Annotated in this window: 19 protein-coding genes; 7 read left to right on the forward strand and 12 right to left on the reverse strand. The window is 55.8% G+C overall.

The window, feature by feature from the left end:
• The first annotated feature begins 86 nt into the window (after positions 1–86).
• Positions 87–1289 carry an FAD-dependent oxidoreductase gene (locus tag SBL51_RS21540; RefSeq protein WP_317933243.1) on the forward strand — a complete coding sequence of 401 codons (1203 nt, stop codon included), beginning with the start codon at positions 87–89 and terminating at the stop codon, positions 1287–1289.
• Positions 1290–1739: 450 nt separating this feature from the next.
• Here SBL51_RS21540 and SBL51_RS21545 read toward each other — a convergent pair whose 3' ends face one another.
• Positions 1740–2432: a FadR/GntR family transcriptional regulator gene (locus SBL51_RS21545; protein ID WP_317933244.1), complete on the reverse strand. Its 693-nt coding sequence runs from the start codon at positions 2430–2432 to the stop codon at positions 1740–1742.
• A 258-nt stretch (positions 2433–2690) separates the two neighbouring features.
• On the opposite strand from SBL51_RS21545, the gene SBL51_RS21550 reads away from it, so the two are divergent.
• From SBL51_RS21550 to SBL51_RS21570, 5 genes are read left to right on the forward strand one after another with little or no spacing between them, the layout of a single operon-like run.
• A complete protein-coding gene (locus SBL51_RS21550) occupies positions 2691–4160 on the forward strand; it encodes an aldehyde dehydrogenase family protein (RefSeq protein WP_317933245.1) in 1470 nt (489 codons plus the stop codon).
• A gap of 13 nt (positions 4161–4173) precedes the next feature.
• Positions 4174–4992, forward strand: coding sequence for a carboxymuconolactone decarboxylase family protein (locus SBL51_RS21555; RefSeq protein WP_317933246.1), 819 nt, complete (start codon positions 4174–4176; stop codon positions 4990–4992).
• A complete protein-coding gene (locus SBL51_RS21560) occupies positions 4976–5740 on the forward strand; it encodes an SDR family oxidoreductase (RefSeq protein ID WP_317933247.1) in 765 nt (254 codons plus the stop codon). The genes SBL51_RS21555 and SBL51_RS21560 overlap by 17 nt, the downstream gene beginning before the upstream one ends.
• A gap of 9 nt (positions 5741–5749) precedes the next feature.
• Positions 5750–6547, forward strand: coding sequence for an NAD(P)-dependent oxidoreductase (locus SBL51_RS21565; protein ID WP_317933248.1), 798 nt, complete (start codon positions 5750–5752; stop codon positions 6545–6547).
• A gap of 59 nt (positions 6548–6606) precedes the next feature.
• The gene (locus SBL51_RS21570) at positions 6607–7392 is read left to right on the forward strand and encodes an SDR family oxidoreductase (protein WP_317933249.1); all 786 of its coding nucleotides are present in this window, start codon (positions 6607–6609) and stop codon (positions 7390–7392) included.
• Between the two features lie 109 nt (positions 7393–7501).
• Here the strand turns inward: SBL51_RS21570 and SBL51_RS21575 are convergent, their stop codons facing one another.
• Positions 7502–8308 carry a sterol desaturase family protein gene (locus SBL51_RS21575; RefSeq protein ID WP_317933250.1) on the reverse strand — a complete coding sequence of 269 codons (807 nt, stop codon included), beginning with the start codon at positions 8306–8308 and terminating at the stop codon, positions 7502–7504.
• Between the two features lie 112 nt (positions 8309–8420).
• On the opposite strand from SBL51_RS21575, the gene SBL51_RS21580 reads away from it, so the two are divergent.
• The gene (locus SBL51_RS21580; RefSeq protein ID WP_317933251.1) at positions 8421–9347 is read left to right on the forward strand and encodes a LysR family transcriptional regulator; all 927 of its coding nucleotides are present in this window, start codon (positions 8421–8423) and stop codon (positions 9345–9347) included.
• A 203-nt stretch (positions 9348–9550) separates the two neighbouring features.
• Here SBL51_RS21580 and SBL51_RS21585 read toward each other — a convergent pair whose 3' ends face one another.
• From SBL51_RS21585 to rsxA, 10 genes are all read right to left on the reverse strand, one after another.
• On the reverse strand, positions 9551–10348 hold the full coding sequence (locus SBL51_RS21585) for a sterol desaturase family protein (RefSeq protein WP_317933252.1): 798 nt from the start codon (positions 10346–10348) through the stop codon (positions 9551–9553).
• A 2-nt stretch (positions 10349–10350) separates the two neighbouring features.
• Positions 10351–11397, reverse strand: coding sequence for a MarR family winged helix-turn-helix transcriptional regulator (locus SBL51_RS21590; protein ID WP_317933253.1), 1047 nt, complete (start codon positions 11395–11397; stop codon positions 10351–10353).
• A 245-nt stretch (positions 11398–11642) separates the two neighbouring features.
• Positions 11643–12668, reverse strand: coding sequence for a ketopantoate reductase family protein (locus SBL51_RS21595; RefSeq protein ID WP_317933254.1), 1026 nt, complete (start codon positions 12666–12668; stop codon positions 11643–11645).
• 345 nt (positions 12669–13013) lie between these two features.
• Positions 13014–13274 carry an RnfH family protein gene (locus SBL51_RS21600; RefSeq protein WP_317933255.1) on the reverse strand — a complete coding sequence of 87 codons (261 nt, stop codon included), beginning with the start codon at positions 13272–13274 and terminating at the stop codon, positions 13014–13016.
• Positions 13271–13996: an electron transport complex subunit E gene (locus tag SBL51_RS21605; protein WP_317933256.1), complete on the reverse strand. Its 726-nt coding sequence runs from the start codon at positions 13994–13996 to the stop codon at positions 13271–13273. The genes SBL51_RS21600 and SBL51_RS21605 overlap by 4 nt, the downstream gene beginning before the upstream one ends.
• Positions 13997–14001: 5 nt before the next feature.
• The gene (gene rsxG, locus SBL51_RS21610) at positions 14002–14664 is read right to left on the reverse strand and encodes an electron transport complex subunit RsxG (protein WP_317933257.1); all 663 of its coding nucleotides are present in this window, start codon (positions 14662–14664) and stop codon (positions 14002–14004) included.
• A gap of 6 nt (positions 14665–14670) precedes the next feature.
• Positions 14671–15732, reverse strand: coding sequence for an RnfABCDGE type electron transport complex subunit D (locus tag SBL51_RS21615; RefSeq protein WP_317933258.1), 1062 nt, complete (start codon positions 15730–15732; stop codon positions 14671–14673).
• 2 nt (positions 15733–15734) lie between these two features.
• Positions 15735–17207 carry an electron transport complex subunit RsxC gene (gene rsxC / locus SBL51_RS21620; protein WP_317933259.1) on the reverse strand — a complete coding sequence of 491 codons (1473 nt, stop codon included), beginning with the start codon at positions 17205–17207 and terminating at the stop codon, positions 15735–15737.
• A 28-nt stretch (positions 17208–17235) separates the two neighbouring features.
• Positions 17236–17760, reverse strand: a complete 525-nt coding sequence (locus SBL51_RS21625; RefSeq protein ID WP_317933260.1) for an RnfABCDGE type electron transport complex subunit B — start codon at positions 17758–17760, stop codon at positions 17236–17238.
• Positions 17761–17788: 28 nt separating this feature from the next.
• Positions 17789–18361, reverse strand: coding sequence for an electron transport complex subunit RsxA (gene rsxA, locus SBL51_RS21630; protein WP_317933261.1), 573 nt, complete (start codon positions 18359–18361; stop codon positions 17789–17791).
• Positions 18362–18743: the final 382 nt, after the last annotated feature.

Below are 18743 nucleotides of genomic sequence, written 5' to 3' on the forward strand. Positions count from 1 at the left end.
CTTAATTGCCCAGGATTTTTCTGCCGGTAATCTTCGCGCACAAGATTGTCGGCTCGCAAGTTGAAAGTGGTCGATGAGGAGAGGTAATGCATAGACGTCGTTTTTTACAGGGTTCCGCGGGCCTGCTAACCGCATTAACCGTGGGCTGTAGTGCCACTAATCCCTATGGCCGGCAGTCGGCTGTGGCCGACCCGCTGGGCTATGTTAATCCCATGTCGGTCAGCGTGCCGCCACTGACTGCTATCGATGCCCGGGTCGATCGGATTATCGCCACCAATGTGTGTACGCGCCCTTTTAGAGCATTGGGTCCGCGTTTGGAGCTGGAAAAACTGGGCAGCAAGTCGGTGGTGCATAATTACGGCCACGGTGGTAGCGGCTGGTCGCTCTCCTGGGGCTCGGCCGAGCTTGCCCAGCAGATGGCTGCCGCTACCGGTGAAAAGCAGATCGCTGTTGTCGGCTGTGGTGCCATCGGTTTAACCGCGGCCATTGCCGCGCAACGCGCCGGCATGGACGTAAAAATCTACGCTAAGGAGCGCCCACCCTACGTGCGTTCTTCCTTTGCCACCGGTATCTGGTCGCCGGATTCGCGCATTGTCACCCAAGCCAATGCCGCCCCTTTTGCTGAAACCTGGGAGCGTATGGCGCGTACCTCCTTCCGTAGATTTCAAAGCTTGTTGGGCTTGCCTGGTTTGCCGGTGGAGTGGACGCAAATTTACAACTTGTCGGATGATCCCTTCGATGCAGTGGGGCATCATGGTGCCGATGGCGAGCCGGAATATCCCCACTTTTCCAAAGAGCTGATTGCCGATCTCACGCCTCAAGCGGTGGATATTCCCTCCAAGCAGAATCCCTTCCCGGTGCCGTTTGTGCGCCGCAGTCCGCTGTTGATGTTCAACATCAGCGCCTACTCCCGCCTGTTGATCGAGACCTTTACCCAAAACGGGGGCGAAATTATCACCGCGGAGCTGCAGTCGGCCGATGACTTTGCCAAGTTTGATGAAAAGACCATCATCAACTGTACCGGCTATGGTGCCAAAGACCTCTTAAATGACGACACCATTACACCGGTGCGCGGCCAGACCTGTAAATTAATTCCTCAGCCGGAATTGGGTTATGGCATTCGTTACTGGGATAAAAAAGTTTCCGCGTATCCACGGCGCGACGGCATTTTGGTGCAGTCGGCGGGTGAGGGGGATTTTGGCAATCCAGTGGCGAGCCTGGATCCATCGGAATCGGAAAATGCGGTAAAACGGTTGGCGGAGGTGATGGCGGCGATGAAGAGCGTTTGATCGTCCCGCAGGCCATAACTTCGGTGTGTGGAGAGTTCAAAAAGCCGCGGCAAGGATACTCCCGAATAGCTCGATTGGGGGTGGCGCAACCATGGTTAATAAGACCATGGTTGCGATTTAACACGTTCTTCCGCTATCAGCTTTAATGGCGAGATTGCTGACACGACCTCCTCTTGGCAATCTTCCGCTTCAATATCTAAATGTAGTTTGCCCTTAAAGTGGGTATTTCCTAAATGCCGCCCGCTTAAGTTCTGCGTTCGCACTCTTAATTTAATCGGCTTTACTCATAGTGTGAGCTGTGGTGTTCGCAACAGATCAGAAATGCCTTCCTTTCGAACAATCATTGCAATGCTTTTAGAAAAGCGTTACTTCTCGGTATCGGCATTCGCAACGTGGGTTGGGAAAAATGACGACTACTGAGATGACGGTTTAAAGTGAATGGATGCAACGTTATGGTGTGCGATTAATCCATGACTGAATCAGTGTCTGGAACCGCTGAGCCTCAAAATAGGCGAGCTCGGTATCCTGTTGAATAACGGCCTGTAATATCCGCCGGCGACCTTGGCGCCAGGTATCCAGATTGATTTGATTAACAAATTGGTTTGGATCGGCGTCGCTCTGGTAGAGCTGCATGGCAATTCGGGAGAGTAGCTCTAACAGCGGCCGCTTTACTGCTTGCAACAGACTGTTTCTAAAGTCCAATTCAAACTGAATGACATCATCGGCACTGCTGCATCTCTGTAGCTGATCGAGCAGTTCGTCCATGGTTGCTTGATGTGGTGCACCAGCTTCTGTGGCTGCTGCTTTGATAATTTCACAGTCCAGTAGCACCGTCAGCTCGAAGACATCCCGGTGACTGATTTCGTGCAATCTGAGATAGGTGGCGAAGGCCCGCTCCAGTGCGGAGTCATCTGGACGGGCGCCATAGTAGCCGCCACCAGGACCACGTTTTACCGCTAAAAGCCCCTCGTGCTCAAGAATTCGTGCCGCCTGTTGCACAGTCACAATACCCACACCCAAGCGTTCAGCGACCTCGTTTAGTGAGCCCAAGTAGGTATCTGGTTCCGCTGCCAATATCAGTCGGCGCAAGGCCTCGGCTGAGTCGCGTACCAAGATGCGTTTGGTCTGTTTGCCCTGTTTCACAAATACCTATTTCCACTTATTGCCCATTGCCGTGGCCAGTTTAGCAGCAACCTGGCTGTGGCATAAGTTGCGATGACCAATTAAATATATGCATATTAATTTGTTTTTATGGCGAAATAATATTAATAAAATGACTTTACAGGTTAATTATATGCACATTATTATTCGTCAACTCGCATTGTGTATAAATTCATAACAACGCAATGGTTCCTGTCAGTGCAATTTCGGGAGCCGGGCGTCACCCTGGAGATCTCGTAGATGGGCTTCAACCTGCCGGATACCTCAATTATTCCCCGTTACACCGCCATTGTTGGCGATACTCGATTAGAGCGCGGTGGTGGCTCTGGTTGGGCGCATATCTACCCCGCCAATGGCAAGGTCACCACCGAGTTGCAATTGGCAGGGGTGGCTGACGTGGAAGCCGCTGTAGCCGCTGCGCGCGCTGCTCTCCCCGGATGGCGCGCCGGTTCCAGTGAGATTCGACGCGACCTATTGTTAAAGCTGGCGGATGCCATTGAGGCCACTGCCGCTGAGCTGGCGGCTCTGGATACCCTGGGCAACGGCTACCCCGCCATGATGGCGGCTTACACGCCGGGAGTAATGGCCCAGCGTTTCCGCTACTACGCCGGCTGGGCCGATAAAATTCGTGGTGAAACCCTGGATGCTTGGAATGGCCCGGCACACAGTTACGTCAATTACGAACCCTATGGTGTGGTGGGCGCGATCATTCCCTGGAACGGCCCCCTGTTTGCTGCGGCAATGGTATTGGCCCCGGCCCTGGCCGCCGGTAATTGTGTGGTTATTAAAGCCCCTGAGCTGGCCCCCTTCTCGGTTATGCGCTTGGCGCAACTGTTTGCCGAAGTGGGCTTCCCGCCTGGGGTGGTCAATATGGTCTGCGGCGGGGCCGATGTCGGTGAGGCTATCGTGGCCAGTTCCGGGGTCGATAAGGTGCAGTTTGTGGGCAGTGGTAACACTGCCAAGCGCGTGCTGCAAACAGCAGCCCAAACATTAAAGCCGTGTGGTTTGGAGCTAGGCGGTAAATCGGCGGTGTTGGTATTTGACGACGCCAACCTACAGGAAGCCGCTAAGCTTGGACTCAGTGGTGCGGTCAGTGTCAGTGGCCAGGGCTGTGTAAACGGCACTCGGGTGTTGGTGCAAAGAAGTATCTACGATCAATTTATTGCCATGGCCCAGGTGATGGCCGGGCATATTTCTCTGGGCGATCCTTTGCTCCCTACCACTGTCATGGGCCCGCTGATCAGCGCTCAATCTTTGGCGCGAATCGAGGGAATTGTTGCCCGCGCTCAAGCTGAAGGAGCACGTCTGGTGTGTGGTGGGGAGCGCGCCGGTGGCGATTTCGCTGATGGTTTCTATATGCCGCTCACCCTGTTTGCCGATGTTGATCCAAACAGTGCATTGTCCCAACACGAGGTGTTTGGACCGGTACTGGCTATCACCCCATTTGACGACGAAGACGAGGCCATTGCTATTGCCAATGGCACGGACTATGGCCTTGGTGCCTACATTCATAGCCAGAATCTGCGTCGCGCCCACACGGTGGCGGCCCAGATGCAGGCCGGCACTGTACAGGTCAACACCGCGGGAGGCGGCATGCAGCCCTATGCTCCTTTTGGGGGTTACAAACAGAGCGGCTACGGCCGCCTGGGCGGGGAGCAAGGTCTGCTGGAATTCTTGCAGGTGAAAAGCGTGTGGATGAACCTAGCGTAAACGGAGTTAAACCATGACCTTACACAACGCTCAAGAACGCCAGCAGCGGGGCCTGCGACAACAGGAGAAGCTGTTAGGCCAAGCTCCCAAAGCGGCCACCACTCTGTTTGAATCCTCCTGGAGCGATTACATCTTTGCCGAGGTTTGGACCCGGCCGGGGCTAGATCTGCGTGCACGTTATCTCATTGCCGCCAGCAGTGCGGCGGCAAACGGCGCCAGTGCTGAACAACTTGACGGTTATATGCGTGGCGCCCTTGCGCAGGAGCAGCTGAGTTTAGTTGAGTTGCGCGAGGCGGCTTTGCACTTGGCGATTTATGGGGGGTGGTCGAAGGGTGCCGCTTTGGATGAAGCCATCACCCGGGTGGCCGCAGAGCTGGGGCTACCGGCGGAAGAGTTTAAACCCCTGCGGGACGGTAACTGGAATCCCCAACAGCGTCTGGCTGAGGGCGCCGCTGAATTTAACAATGTGATGACCTTTGGCGGCCCGCCACCGGTTAGCCCCTATTTTGAAGGTGGCATTCTCAATTTTGTGTTTGGCGAAGCTTGGTGTCGGCCGGGGCTGGATCAGCGCGCACGGCGCTGGGTAACCCTGGTTGGGGTGGCTGATTCCTCCGCCGATGTGCCCATCCGCACCCATGTCTACGGCGCCATGGCAAGCGGCAATGCCAGCTATGAGGAGATGAATGAATTTGTGTTGCAGTACGCCATACATAGCGGTTGGCCCCGTGCTTCCTTTGTACAAGGGGTGGTGATGGATATGGCAAAAAAAATTAAGGCCGGTCTCTTTTGGGATGGTACAGCGCTGGAGAAAGAGAATGAATCAAGCAAGTGATATGAGCGGTAAAGCCGCACTGGTAACTGGCGCGGCCGGTGGCTTGGGGCGTGCGACAGCCGTGGCCTTGGCCAAGGTGGGAGCCGATGTCTGTGTAGTCGATATCAATCCGGCCGGGTTGGAGGAGACCGCCGAACTGGTTCGGGCTGAGCAGGTGAGATGTTTGCCTTGCAGCGTCGATTTATCAACAAAATCCGCTTGTATGGCAGTGGTTGCCGAAACGATAGAGACATTTGGTCGCTTGGATGCTCTGTGTAATGTTGCCGGAGTGATCTTTTTTAACCACTCCGAGGCGATGTCAGAAGAGCAGTGGCAAAAGACGCTGGCGGTTAACCTCAGTGCTCCATTCTTTCTCTCCCAGGCGGCGATTCCACATTTACTTGAGCAAGCTGGTGCCATTGTCAACGTCTCCTCATCCGCGGCTTTTATCGGGGAGGCATACGCTGCAGGTTACTGCGCCACCAAGGCCGGTTTGGTAAACCTAACCAAAGCCATGGCCATGGAGTATATGCACAAGCCTTTGCGCATTAACACCGTCGCCCCGGGTGGCATGATGACCAACATCGTCTCCAGTTTTGCCTCTATGCCCAAAGATTTGGATCCTGGCCTCATGGCGCGCTTTAAACCTTTGCGCGGTATGGTGGAAGTGGACGATGTCGCCAACTTAATTGCTTTTCTTGCTTCAGATGCCGCCAGCGGTTATCACGGCGCCTGCGTCACCATCGATAAAGGCATTACGGCCGGATAGGGGGTGGAGGTGAAATACGGATTCATTGGCCTGGGCAGCCAAGGGGCGCCTATGGCTCAGCGTATGATCGACGCCGGCTTAGAAGTGGTACTTTGGGCTCGTCGGCCGGAGACTTTGGCACCGTTTGCTGACAGCTCTGCTACTCGGGCGTCAACAATAGTGGAGTTGGCCGAGCAGGTAAGTTACTGCGCCGTGTGTGTGGTTGATGACGCCGGTGTGGAACAGGTGGTTCGGCAGTTGTTGCAGGGCATGGCGCCGGGCGGCACCATCGTTATTCACTCCACCGTTCATCCTCAGTTGTGTCGAGACCTGGCCGAGCGGGCCAAGAACTTGGACATAGCTGTGTTGGATGCGCCGGTCAGTGGCGGCGGTGGTGGTGCGGCCAATGGCACCTTAACGGTCATGCTGGGTGGCGATGCTGACTCCGTAGCCGCCGTAAAGCCGGTGTTGGAGACCTTTGCTGGCCTGATTGCCCACCTGGGTGGCGTCGGTGCCGGGCAGTTGGCTAAGCTGGTGAACAATTCATTGATGGCCGCCAACCTGGCTTTGGCCGATCACGCCTTGGCCGCCGCCGAAGCATTGGGTGTTGAAAGCGCCGCCTTCAAACAATTGGTCGCAGTTAGCAGTGGCCGTAGTTTCGCTTTTGACGTGCGCGCCCGTATGAACCAGCCCAGCGATTTTCTTCATGGGGCTCAATTGTTGGCAAAGGATGTACGCCTATTGGGGGACGCGCTAATGCATTCCCGCGATTTTACCGTGCTGAAAAATACTGCCCAGGATTTCCTTGATAGGGCACTGGATCAATAAACCCCAATAACACGTTAATTCAACACGCCACCCGCATTGCGGCGCGTGAGGAGACGAGCATGACCTTTTCCATTGAACAATTCCAACTGCACGATAAGGTCGCCATAGTGACTGGCGCCGGTGGTCGGGGTAACAGCATTGGCCGTGCCTATGCGTTGGGTTTAGCCGAAGCTGGCGCTGCAGTGGTAGTAGCCGATCTTAACCAAGAGGGGGCGCAGGCGGTGTGCGATGAGATTACTGCCACCGGTGGTAGTGCCATTGCTGTAGCGGTGGATATTACCGATCAAAATGCTGTACGCGCCATGGCCGCCAAGGCCGAAGCAGAGTTTGGTGGGGTGGATATTCTCGTCAACAACGCGGCATTGATGGCAGAGCTTACTTCTGCGCAGGCGGTGGATGTGAGTCTGACAGAATGGAACCGTATCCTGGAAGTAAACCTGACCGGTGCTCTCAACTGTGTACAGGCGGTAGTCCCGCTGATGCGCAAACGTGGTGGCGGCAAGATTGTTAACCAAACCTCTGGCGGTGCCTTCCCGGCAGTCTCTCTTTACGGCATTAGCAAGCTTGCATTGGTGGGTTTAACCACTACCTTGGCACGGCAGTTAGGCCGCGAGAAAATCAATGTCAATGCCATAGCCCCGGGCAATGTCACCAGCGACGCCGGCAAGCAACTGGTGCCTGATGATTCCCCATTTTTCCAATTTTTGCAGGCGAGTGTTGCTATGCGTGTACGCGGTGCGCCAGACGAATTAGTCGGCCCGTTGCTGTTGTTGTGCTCTTCTGCCGGCGATTGGATTACGGGCCAAGTACTGCACGCCGATGGTGGTTGGGTTTTACGCCCGTAAGCTATTGCTAACCTATTTCCTGTATTACCTTTTTAACCTGCTCTGCTTAGTGGTTTGACGGTGTGTGTCGCGGCTAGATCTGGTGGCTCGGCACACCGTTAGGTTGGCTCTAAGCACTATCTTTAGCCGTAGCCAGGTAGCGGCTAAATTTCTCCTGGTAGACCGGGTAGAAAACCTCTTCCGCCCAATGGGGCCGGCGCTCCGCCAGGCCGTAGTTCTGTGGCCGCCCCTCGGGAATGTGCAGGCTGCCGAAAAGCCAGTCAAATACCGATAGCACAAGGCCAAAATTACGGTAGTGTTTACCATCGCGGCCGTAGCCGTGGTGGGTGTGGTGGATGCCGGGCGAAACAATGATGTGTTCCAGCGCGCGGAAGGGTTTACCCAGCCACTGGTGGCGGCGCAGGGTGTCGTCCCAACGGAAGTGGCTGTGGGTAAAAATACCCCAAATCGAGAAGATCAAAATGCTGACGATAGCCGGCTCCTGCAGCCCGAGATAGAACGCCAGGCTATGTACCCAGGTCACTGGGGTGACCATCCCCCAAAACAGATTGATGCGAAAATGGAGCAGTACATTAACGTACTTGGCGGTGTGGTGGGTACGGTGTAGCTTCCAGATCCAGTTGAACACGGGGTTCTGGCGATTGATGTGCGACCAGCGGTGCAGCCAATACATGCAGAAATCAGCCAGAACCAGAATAGCAATCAGCGATGGCCAGAAGGGCCAGTCACTAAAACTGCCTTGGGCAACGGGCACCACGGCGCCGATAAAGAGCGCGACCGAGAGCGCCAGGAGCGGGCGTATGGTAAAGCCCAGCAGTGCGCACAGGCCGTTGACCAAGTAATCGTTCTTGCCATACAACCCTTTATGGCGGCCCGCCAGCCACTCGGCCAGGAGTACCGTTAGTAAAATGGCCATAACCCAACCTTGATGCACCATCGCTGGCTACTCCTTCGTTATCTTATTTGAGGTTGTGCTTACTCTAGTGAGCTGGTTAGAATTCATCCAATGCATTATGTTGGTTAAATTAATGAGTTCTACGCATATAGATCTGCGTGCTTTGCGGCATGTGGTCGGCTTGGCCAAGACCCTCAACTACACCCGGGCGGCACAGGCGCTGAATCTGACGCAATCGGCGCTGACGCGCAGTATCCAGGCCACGGAGCAGCGCGCTGACCTCAAGCTGTTTGATCGCGACAAGGGTGGCGTACGGCTTACCGCCGTGGGTAAAGTGTTCGTCGAGCGGGCCATACAACTGCTGCAGGATGCGGATGATTTCTCGCAGCAGGTGCAGCGTATGGCGGGGGGAGAGGATTACGAGGTGCACTTCGGAATGGCGCCGCTGCCCGCGAAAACGCTGCTGCCGGAGTTGGCGGTGGGCACCATTGCCGACAGCAGCCGACTGCGCTGGCAGGTGGAAATTAAAAGCGCCCAGGAGCTGTTACCGTTGCTGTTGCAGGAGAAGCTGGAGTTCTTTCTCTGTGCTGAAGAGCAGTTCCCCAACAATACGCCAGTGAAGATGCAGCCCTTGGGTCGTTTTCCGCTTTCCTTTAGCGTGCGTCGTGGTCATCCGTTGCTCAGTGGTGAGGTTAATGTGGGGCCGTTTCCTGTGGTATCGGTGGCGCCCATTCCCAGTTATCAGAGTTTCCCGGCCGCCCTCACATCGCAGTTGGAGTTTCCCCCCAAACTGGTGGTGAATGACTACGCGTTGCTCGCCACCATTACCCGTCAAACCGATGCCGTCTGGCCCACCTCCAGCCTGGCCGTGCTCGATGAGCTACGGCAGGGCAGCCTGGTGCCGTTAACCTTCAGTGACAAAACCCTACCAGTTGTCTTCGACATTGTGATTGTCTCCCTGCAAAAGCGCACGCTGTCGCCAGCCGCTATGCAGCTGCAGAACTATTTCCGTGAGGCGATCAAAAAGTTGGAGCGGCTGCTGCCGGCTTTACCGCGCTAGGACAGCGTTGTGGAGCTGCAGCATGATTACCTTGGTGATGCGGGCAAGCCTGGGCTTATAAAAATGGCCGCTATATTTGTGTAGTCCGAAACCGTACCGGCGGAATTATTGTTTGAGCTTTCGCGTGATGCGAGCTGGGCGGGCGTAAAAAAGGCAAAAAAAAAGCCCCGAAGTCTCCTTCGGGGCCACAGTTAAAATTAATACTAACTAGCTTTAGGCTCAACGGCTTTTTTGTCGTTGGGTCGTTTCCAACCTTCACCCACATCGTAGGTACCAAACAACCAATCGTAGAAGAGCGAAATGGTGGCAAAGTTACCGGCAGTGAAGCGGGCATGGTGTACATGGTGCATGAAGGACATGTACTTCAGGTATTTGAATGGGAACTTTTGCTCTTTCTCTTCCATTAAATCGTGGTTGTGCAGGTTAATTTCAGAGAAGGCAATCCAGGTAATGATAATGGTGATCACGTTAAAGTCGCCCATAATCATGGCCAGTACACCGATGCTGGCACCGTAGAGGTAGAGCCCGGCACAGGTCTCAATCGGGTGCAGGTAGGCGGAGTCTTCCCGGCAGGGGTTACGGCGCTGGTGGTGAACCGCGTGTACCCACATCAAAGGTCCTGGGCCGAAACCGCCATCGTGAAACAGGAAGCGGTGTACCAAGTAGTAGAAAAAATCGTAGAACATCAAAATGATGAAGATATCCAGCGGGTACTTCCACCAGGGTTGCGCCTCGGCCGTCATGCAGAAGGGCAGAATAAAGGCAAAGATGGAGAGTTGTGCGGCAATACCCCAAATTTTGCTGCGGTTTACAATCGGCTTCCAGTAGCTGAGTGTTTGCCGTTGCTCATAGGCCTCGTGGTTAATCTTTGCGGTGCGTTTAAAAGTGGGTACCAACTTAATGATGAACTGCGCCAGGAACGGTACCAACAATACCGTAACCAAGGTGATCAGTGAGAGTTGCCACTGATAATTTTCCGCAGAGAATATTGAGGTATCCATAATTACTTCCCTCTGGTTATTTGTAATAAATGTTGAGCCAAGGCGTTGGCTCCGGTTGTCCCGAGTTCTGCCAAAATCATCTCTGACAGTTGTTCGATCTTGCTGCGTAAAACATTGGTGTCGCTGTAGCTGTTGGCCACCTGGGCAAACAGTGTGTTACTGGCACTATCGAGCAATTTAAATTCTTGTTCACTCAACTGACTGGCAATTTCTGCCTCCAGCGCTTTCACGCTGGCCAGTGCGGCGGCCAACAGGGCTTTGCCCGCGTCGTTCACCTGTAAAATAATCTGCCGTTTATCCTCTGGGTCTGTCCGGCGGGTGATGTAACCGGACTCTTCCAGATCGGCGGCCATGGCCGCCACGGCCTGCTTACTAACCCCCAGGATGGAGGCGATGTACTGGATGCGCTGCGCCTCGCGACTGATCATCCCCAGTACCTGGCCAAAGCTCGACTTCAACCCGGTAAAGCCCTTCGCTTGCAGCGAGGTCATCAATGTTTGCCGCAGATAAATACTTAAATGGGGCAGCAACACATTTAACCGGGTTGGTGTTGAGTGGGCCTCGTCACCTAAATTGTTCAGCGCCGGCAGGGCAATCTGTAAGCGCTGGCATACCTTTTCCAATATGGTGTTGAACTGCTCCAGCTGGTTGCCACCCAGGGCATCGGCAAACTGCTGATGAATCCCATTGGTGATCTCAATACCATCCTGAATCAGCTGCAAACCCAATTCCGACGGCGACAAAATTACTGAGCGGCTGTCGTCCGGGTTTTTCTCGCGGCGGATAAACCCGATGTTCTCCAGTTCGCGCAGGGTCTTGTTGCACGCCTGCTTGCTGATATCCAGTTTGGCGGCCAACTCGCTGGGCGAGTGATCGCGCTCGGCCAGGTGGGTCATAAAACCCTCGTAGGCCAGGCTCAGCTTTGGGTACTTGCCGCCCTCGGCCAACAACTCCAAGGTGTGCTTTTGCACATAGTGAGTCAGCACCATCAACCGGGGGATCAACCCCTGGTAGCCGGCCATCTGTACCTCTTGCGGTTCAATCTTCATATTGGCGACCATGAATTAATAGTAAACTAAAGTTGTCGAAATGGTAAATATAGTTTTACTAGATATTTGATCTATCTAAAGTAGGTGAGTGTATTACACCTCTGCACTATTATTGGATGTAAGCGCTTACAAACCCGAATGTGCCCATGAGGCATGGGGTTTTGTGTTGGGGGGGAGAGCAAGGTGAGGGCGGGGGCCGATAGTTTCGGCCCAACGACCCTATGATGAATGGTTTGCTGCAGGTACTAAACGGTTAGCCCTTTATCCTTCAGACGGCTGATCAAAGCCTTGCAGGCGCGCATATTTTGCCCCTGTTGCTCGCCGATGCGGGCGCAATCGACCAGGGTTTGGATATCCTGATTCTGCACCTTGCCGCCGTGGTGGAAGTGGTTGAATTCCATAAAACCGATGGCCTGGCCGTCGCGCTCCATCTGCCGCACAGTTTCGGCCTGGCGTTTGTTGGTCATTACCCAGGAGATAATCCTACCCAGCAGGCCGTGCTGCTTCATGCGCAATATCTCGCGCTGTGCCTGGCAGCAGAGGGGCCACAACTCCGCGTCATTGAGGATGCGGTCGGTACTGTGCCAGTCAGTTATTTCACAGGCGGCGGTAAAGGTGAAGAATGCGCTGGTAAAAGCCCGATAGAGCCCGGTCGGCATGCGGGCGCAGCGGGTAGCGCCACACTGATTAAACAGCTCCGTAAAAGCCTTGGAGGGGCCGGCGGGCTGGCTGGTAACCATAAATCCCCGCTCTGCGGACTGGCAGCAATAGGCGATATCGGCTTCATTGTGCAGGTCGATGTTGGTAGGCGGTGGTAGCGGCATCTGCGCACGGCCAACCTGATAGGCGTAGATACTCATGGTGCCTTCCAGGATTCGTTTGCTGCTCAATCCGGTGACCGTCTGCACATAGTGATACAAACCCATACCAACGCCACAAATCACTAGCACCGCCCGGCTGTTGGCCAGCATCACGCCCAAGGTGCTGAGCAGCTGTTGGCCCTCATCGGTTCTACAGGCCGCGCCATCGAGCGTCAGTAACACAAAGTCGTAATTACCACCGGCAATGGCGGAACAGTCGCTGTGCACGGCAAAGTTATCGAGTGTTTTCAGGCTGTGGTCACCATAACTGTAGAGTTTTTGTGGGCGGGAGAGCGCCTGCACACGGTTGGGACGAACCAGGAATTCAATACGGGCGCCGGCCAGTTGCAGATGGTAGGCGGTGGTCATACCCAGGGCGCCGGCACCCACCACTAAAATCGATTTACTCATAGACATATTTTTATGGGTTATTGGACGGGGATAGATCTCCAAGGCAGAGACCATTTTGCCCATTGTGGCAGCGGAGGGAAGTGAAATTTTCCAGGTTTGCAACTTTGTTGGTGATACGCGACTGCAGTGGCGTTTTTTCGGATGGAATTAAAGCCGCGCACAAGGGCGCAGAAGCGGGGTTTGAGAGTGTAAAAGAGAGCCTGCGTTAGCGCTAACACAGGCTCATTCGCTCAGCGGTTTTACTGGGCTACTGGGAAATGTCCAATCACCCTTGCAATTGCCTACTGTCGGCAGCGGATGGTTGCTGGCTGTCATCAGCCGTGAGTGGAGAACGGACAGCGACCTTTAATCGTCGTCGTCATCGTCGTCTTCATCCAGCACGCGGGTGATTGGATCGTAGATTTCAATGCGATCGCCCTCGCTGACCGGTGCGGTGAGTTTGGTGAATTTACCGAAGATACCGACCTTCTGTTTTTTAACATCCAGACCAAAGTCGCTAATTAAACCGGATTGGTTTAATACATCTTCCACGGTAGTGCCCTCGGCGACATCGTAAGTTCGCCACACCTGGGCATGCTCATTAGCAAATGCCACGCTCACTTTCATGATGAACCCTCCAACACTGAATCAGCCACCGCAGCTTTTTGGCTGGTGCGCTCGGCAACAACTCGATCTATCACCCGCTTGGCGGCCAGTAAAAAGCCCAATACCAGAAAGCCGCCCGGGGGTAGCACTAACAGTAAAATGCCTTTGTATTCCGGAATGATGGTCAGTTCCATCCAGTGGAAACTATCGCCAAACAGCAGTGAGGCGTGGGCGAAGAGGGTGCCACTACCCAAAACTTCACGGAAGCCGCCAACCACCACCAGCACCCAGAGGAAACCGAGACCCATGGCCAGGCCATCGACAATGGAGGGCAGGGGGCTGTTTTTGGAGGCAAAGGCTTCCACTCGGCCAAGGATGGCGCAGTTGGTAACAATCAGGGGGATAAACAGGCCAAGCACTTTGTAGAGCTCGTGCAGCCAGGCGTTAATCCACATATCAACCATGGTCACAATCGAAGCAATTAAGACGATGAAGGTGGGGATGCGCACCTGTGGCGTGGTGAAGTCGCGGAAAATAGAGCTCACCAGGTTGGAGGCAATCATTACCACCAGAGTGGCCATACCCATACCAAAGCCATTAGTGGCCGAGGTGGTAACGGCCAGCAACGGGCAGAGTGCCAGCATCTGGCTCATGGCCACGTTGTTGTTCCACAAGCCCTCGCTGAACAGGGGGCCGTAAACTTTGGCGGGTTTGGCGTTTGGCTCGTTGGCAGCTTCAGCCATAGTCTTTACTCCTCGCTAGTGGCAGCAGCGCTGGCGACTGGGTCGTCGGTGGCCATTAAGGTATCTTTGTTGCTCTGGAAGAAGCGCAGCCCTTCATAGACGGCACCGACAACCGCTCTGGGGGTGATGGTGGCACCAGTGAACTGGTCGAAATCACCACCATCCTTTTTAACTTTCCACTGACTATCTGTTTTGGTGGTTAGTGATTGGTTGTTAAAGCTGGTGATCCAGTTGTCTTTGCTGATGTCAATTTTGTCACCCAGGCCTGGGGTTTCGGCATGGCTGATCACCCGTACTCCGAGAATCTCTCCCTGGCTGTTTACGCCCATAATCAGCTGGATGGCACCGCTGTAGCCGTAACCCACCACCGGGAAAGCGAAGCCCACCGCTTGGCCATCCAAGCGAGCGACATAAACGGTGGTGGCGTTGTCGCCGCTGCCGAGGGTTTTGGTGTCTTGCAACAGATTGTTGTTGTAGAGCTCAGCGGGCAGAACCTGGCTTAGCATCTTGCGCTGGTCCATCTCCAACTCGTGGGCGATGCGCTCATGGGTGGCGTGGTTACCGATAATAATCAGCGTCGCCACAATCGCGCAGATGCCGCCCAGCACCATGGAGTGGTAGCCGAGCCGTTGGCGATAAGCCGGTTGTCGAACAGTTGTGGTACTCACTGGGCTCTACTCCTTGGCGTAGCGTTTGGGGGTGCCATCAATGCGGCGGCCATACACCCGCGGTTTAAAGTAGAGGTCGATCAGTGGTGTGAGCGCGTTCATGAAGAGCACGGCAAAGCCCATGCCTTCCGGGAAACCGCCCCAGGTACGAATAATAAAATCGACAATGCCGCAGCCGGCGCCAAACACCAACTGGCCGCTCTTACTGGAGGGCGAGGTCACCAGGTCGGTGGCGATGAAGAAAGCGCCCAACACCATGCCCCCGGAGAGCAGGTGAAAAATACCACCGCCGTAACGGCTGGGGTCAATCCAGTGGAATATTGCCGCCATGATCACCACGCTGGCCATCATGCTTACCGGTATGTGCCAGCTGATAATGCGCATAATCAGCAGCCAGGCGCCACCCAGCAGCAGTAATAGTGCGGAGGTCTCGCCCAGGCTGCCGCCGGTGGTGCCGAGAATAGCCCGGCTGGCGGAGAAGCTCTCGGCCAGCACCTGCTGGGCATCGGCGCCGGTGCTGAGCTCGGTTTTCAGATGGCCCAGGGCGGTGGCGCCGGTCATGCCGTCGGCCAACGGCGCCCCGCCGAAGATAATCGAGAAACTCTGGCCAATACCGACATCGGTGAATGAGTCGAGCGGCAGGGCCCAGGTGGTCATCTGCAGCGGGAAGGAGATCAGTAGTGCCACCCGCGCCAGCATGGCGGGATTAAAGATGTTCTGGCCCAGTCCGCCGTAGAGCTGTTTACCAATCACAATAGCGACAAAGGTACCGCCCAGGGCCAGCCACCAGGGCGCCCAGGGTGGCAGCGACAAAGCAAGCAGCCAGCCAGTCAGCATTGCCGAGCCATCCCACAGACGGGATTGCGAGCGGCCCATCAGCTTCAGGCAGACACTCTCCCACAGGATGGCGCTGCCCACGGTAAGCAGAAACATCAAAATGGCTGGCAGGCCAAACAGGTAGAAGCCCAGGGCGGTGGCGGGCACCAGCGCCAAACAGACGTGCAGCATTACCCGGCTGACCGAGGAGTGGTCGTGGGCGTGGGGCGAGGAGATGGTCAGTAGTGCCATGGCTATTCATCCTCCTCTTCGGCAACCGCTTTTTTGGCGGGTTTTGGCTTGCGCTTGGCGGCCTTGGCCGCTGCCTTGGCGGCTGCCTCCTTCTCTTTGCGTTCGCGTTTGGCGTCGGACAGCTCACGGGTGTAGTCGGAGCGTTTGGCGGTCGCCTTCTGAGCACTCTGTTCACCTTTGGCGTACTGAAAATAGTGCACCAGGGGAATATGCGAGGGGCAGACGTAAGCGCAGGAGCCACACAAAATACAATCTTTCAGGCCGTAGTCGTTGGCGCCGTCAAAATCCTGGGCGCGGGCGTGGTTGGCCATCTCCAGAGGTACCAGCCCCATGGGGCAGGCATCAACACAACGGGCGCAGCGAATGCAGGGCGAGGCAGCGGGTGCGGCGACCTCGCGCTTGTTGAGCGCCAGCACGCCGGCTGAACCCTTGTTCAGTGGTACATCGGTGCTCGGCATAATCACGCCCATCATTGGGCCGCCGAGAATAATTCGGTCTGGTGTATCGCTGGTGCCACCGCACTGTTCAACCAAGTGCGATATGGGAGTGCCGATCAGCGCCTCCACATTTTGCGGCCGCTTAACGGCACCGCCGGAGATGGTGACAATGCGCGAAATCAGCGGCTCACCGCGGGTCAGGCACTGGGCGATAGCGTAAGCGGTGGCGACATTGTGCATCAGTACGCCAACATCGGAACTGCGGCCGCCGGCGGGAACCTCTTTTCCGGTCACCGCCTGGATCATCTGTTTGGCCGAGCCCATGGGGTAGCGGGTGGGAACCACCACTACTTCAATATCGCTGTAGGGCTTGGCGGCGGCGCGCATGGCCTCAATGGCTTCGCCCTTGTTATCTTCAATGGCAATAGCAATGCGGCCGGCGTTAATGATGTATTGAATCAGCCGGGCACCGAGGATGATCTGATCGGCGCGCTCGCGCATCAGGCGATCATCGGCGGTGAGGTAGGGCTCACACTCGCCACCGTTGATCATCAGGGTCTCGATACCGTCTTTGGAGCGGGTGGCGGCAGAGAGCTTAACCGCCGCCGGAAAGGCGGCGCCACCCATACCGACGATGCCGGCTTCAGAGACCCGTTGCGCCAGTTCGGCGCGATCCATGGTGAATGGGTCGAGAGTGGCGACGGTGGGGATGGCTTCGTCCTTGCCGTCGACTTCAATAACAACCGCTTTGGAGTGGATGCCCGAGGGGTGCGCGGCCAGTACCTCTTCGACGGCGGTGACTATGCCGGAGGTGGGTGCGTGCACCGCGGCCGACAAACCCTCACCAGGGCGGCCAATGAGCTGGCCCTTCAGCACTCGCTCCCCGGCCTTGACCACGGGAATTGCTTCGCTGCCCGCGTGTTGGCGCAGAGAGACGCGTAACTCCTTCGGTAAAGGCAGGGTTTTAATGGGCAGCTGGGACGACAGCTCTTTAAAGCCGTCGGGGTGAACGCCGCCACGAAATGCTGAAAACCACATGGTTACTCCCCCAGGTTACTTCTGGCCATCAGGCCACGTTGGGCTTGGGCCAATTCCAGGTATCCAGAGTCATTGGATCTGGTTGCATATCGATACAATCTTCCGGACAGGCGTTGTCGCAGGCTTCACAGCCGGTGCAGGCCGAGCGGATGACTGCGTGAATCTGTTTGTTGGCACCGACAATGGCGTCGGTCGGGCAAACTTTGGAGCAGCGCATACAACCGGTGCAGAGCTCGCGGTCGATCTTGGCGTAGAGTGGTACATCGCTCATGCCGTCCAAGTTAACTTCTACTCCCAGCTTGTCGGCCAGAGCCACTGCCAGCGGCTTGCCGCCGGGTGGGCAGAGGGTGACCGGAGCCTCGCCGTGTACCACGGCCTCAGCCGCTGGCGTACAACCGGCATAGCCACACTGGCCACATTGGGTGCCGGGCATCATGGCCGTCACCTCTTCCACCAGCGGGTCGCTGTCGACATGAAAAATGCGGCTGGCGTATCCCAGACCCCAACCTAAAAGTAAACCCATGGCTGTCAGCACGACGATTGCGGCGATCATTGCATGAACTCCTAATTGTTAGGTGTTGTTAAACCAGGCCGGCAAAGCCCATAAAAATCATGGAGAGCAGGCCGGCGGTTATCAGCCCCACCGGGGCGCCGGAAAAGGTTTCAGGAACTTCCGCCAGGGCCAGGCGCTGGCGCAGGCCGGCGAAGATAATCATGACCGCCGAAAAGCCCACCGCCGCACCGAAGCCGTACACCAGGCTTTCGATAAAGCTGAAACCTTCACGAATGGTCAGTAGTGCCACCCCAAGTACCGCACAGTTGGTGGTGATCAGGGGCAGGAAAATACCCAGGCTCTGGTACATGGCCTGGCTGGTCTTCTTCAAATAGAGCTCGGTAAACTGCACTACCGCTGCCACCACCAAAATAAAGGAGAGTGTGCGCAGGTAGGTGAGCGCCAGGGGCTCTAATATCCAGTGTTCGATCATCCAACCGCACATGGCCGATAGGGTCAGCACAAAGGTGGTAGCCATGCCCATGCCGGTGGCGGTAGAGATGTTGTTGGAGACCCCCATGAACGGACACAGCCCCAGAAACTGAACCAGGACAACGTTGTTCACCAGGACGGTGGTAATGATGATGATGACTAATTCCACGGTAGGGATACCTCCTAATGGGGCAAATTGCATTTTGTATGCCACGGAAATGGGCAGATAACGGCGGGGGCGTCGGGCTTCGTCTGGGCGTTATTGGCTGTGGCTGCCGCTGCCATCGAGCCCGTGAAAAAGCCCTGAATCAATCGCGGATAACATCAGATAATATCTATAAATCAAAGGCTTAACGGCATGACGGGGGTGCCTTGGCGGCACTGCGGTCAGCCCCTTGCCCGCACTGGTCACCGGCCATCAAAAACAGTGCCCATCTGATCTAGATCAACCTCGCCTGTAGCCCACTTGTATGCTTTGTTACGCCAGGGGCGCACTCTGTCGATTCGCTTTCCGACAAAACGCCCTTTGTGTCGCTTTTACTACAAAGGTC

The sequence above is a fragment of the Halioxenophilus sp. WMMB6 genome (assembly GCF_033283405.1).
Lineage (GTDB): Bacteria > Pseudomonadota > Gammaproteobacteria > Pseudomonadales > Cellvibrionaceae > Halioxenophilus.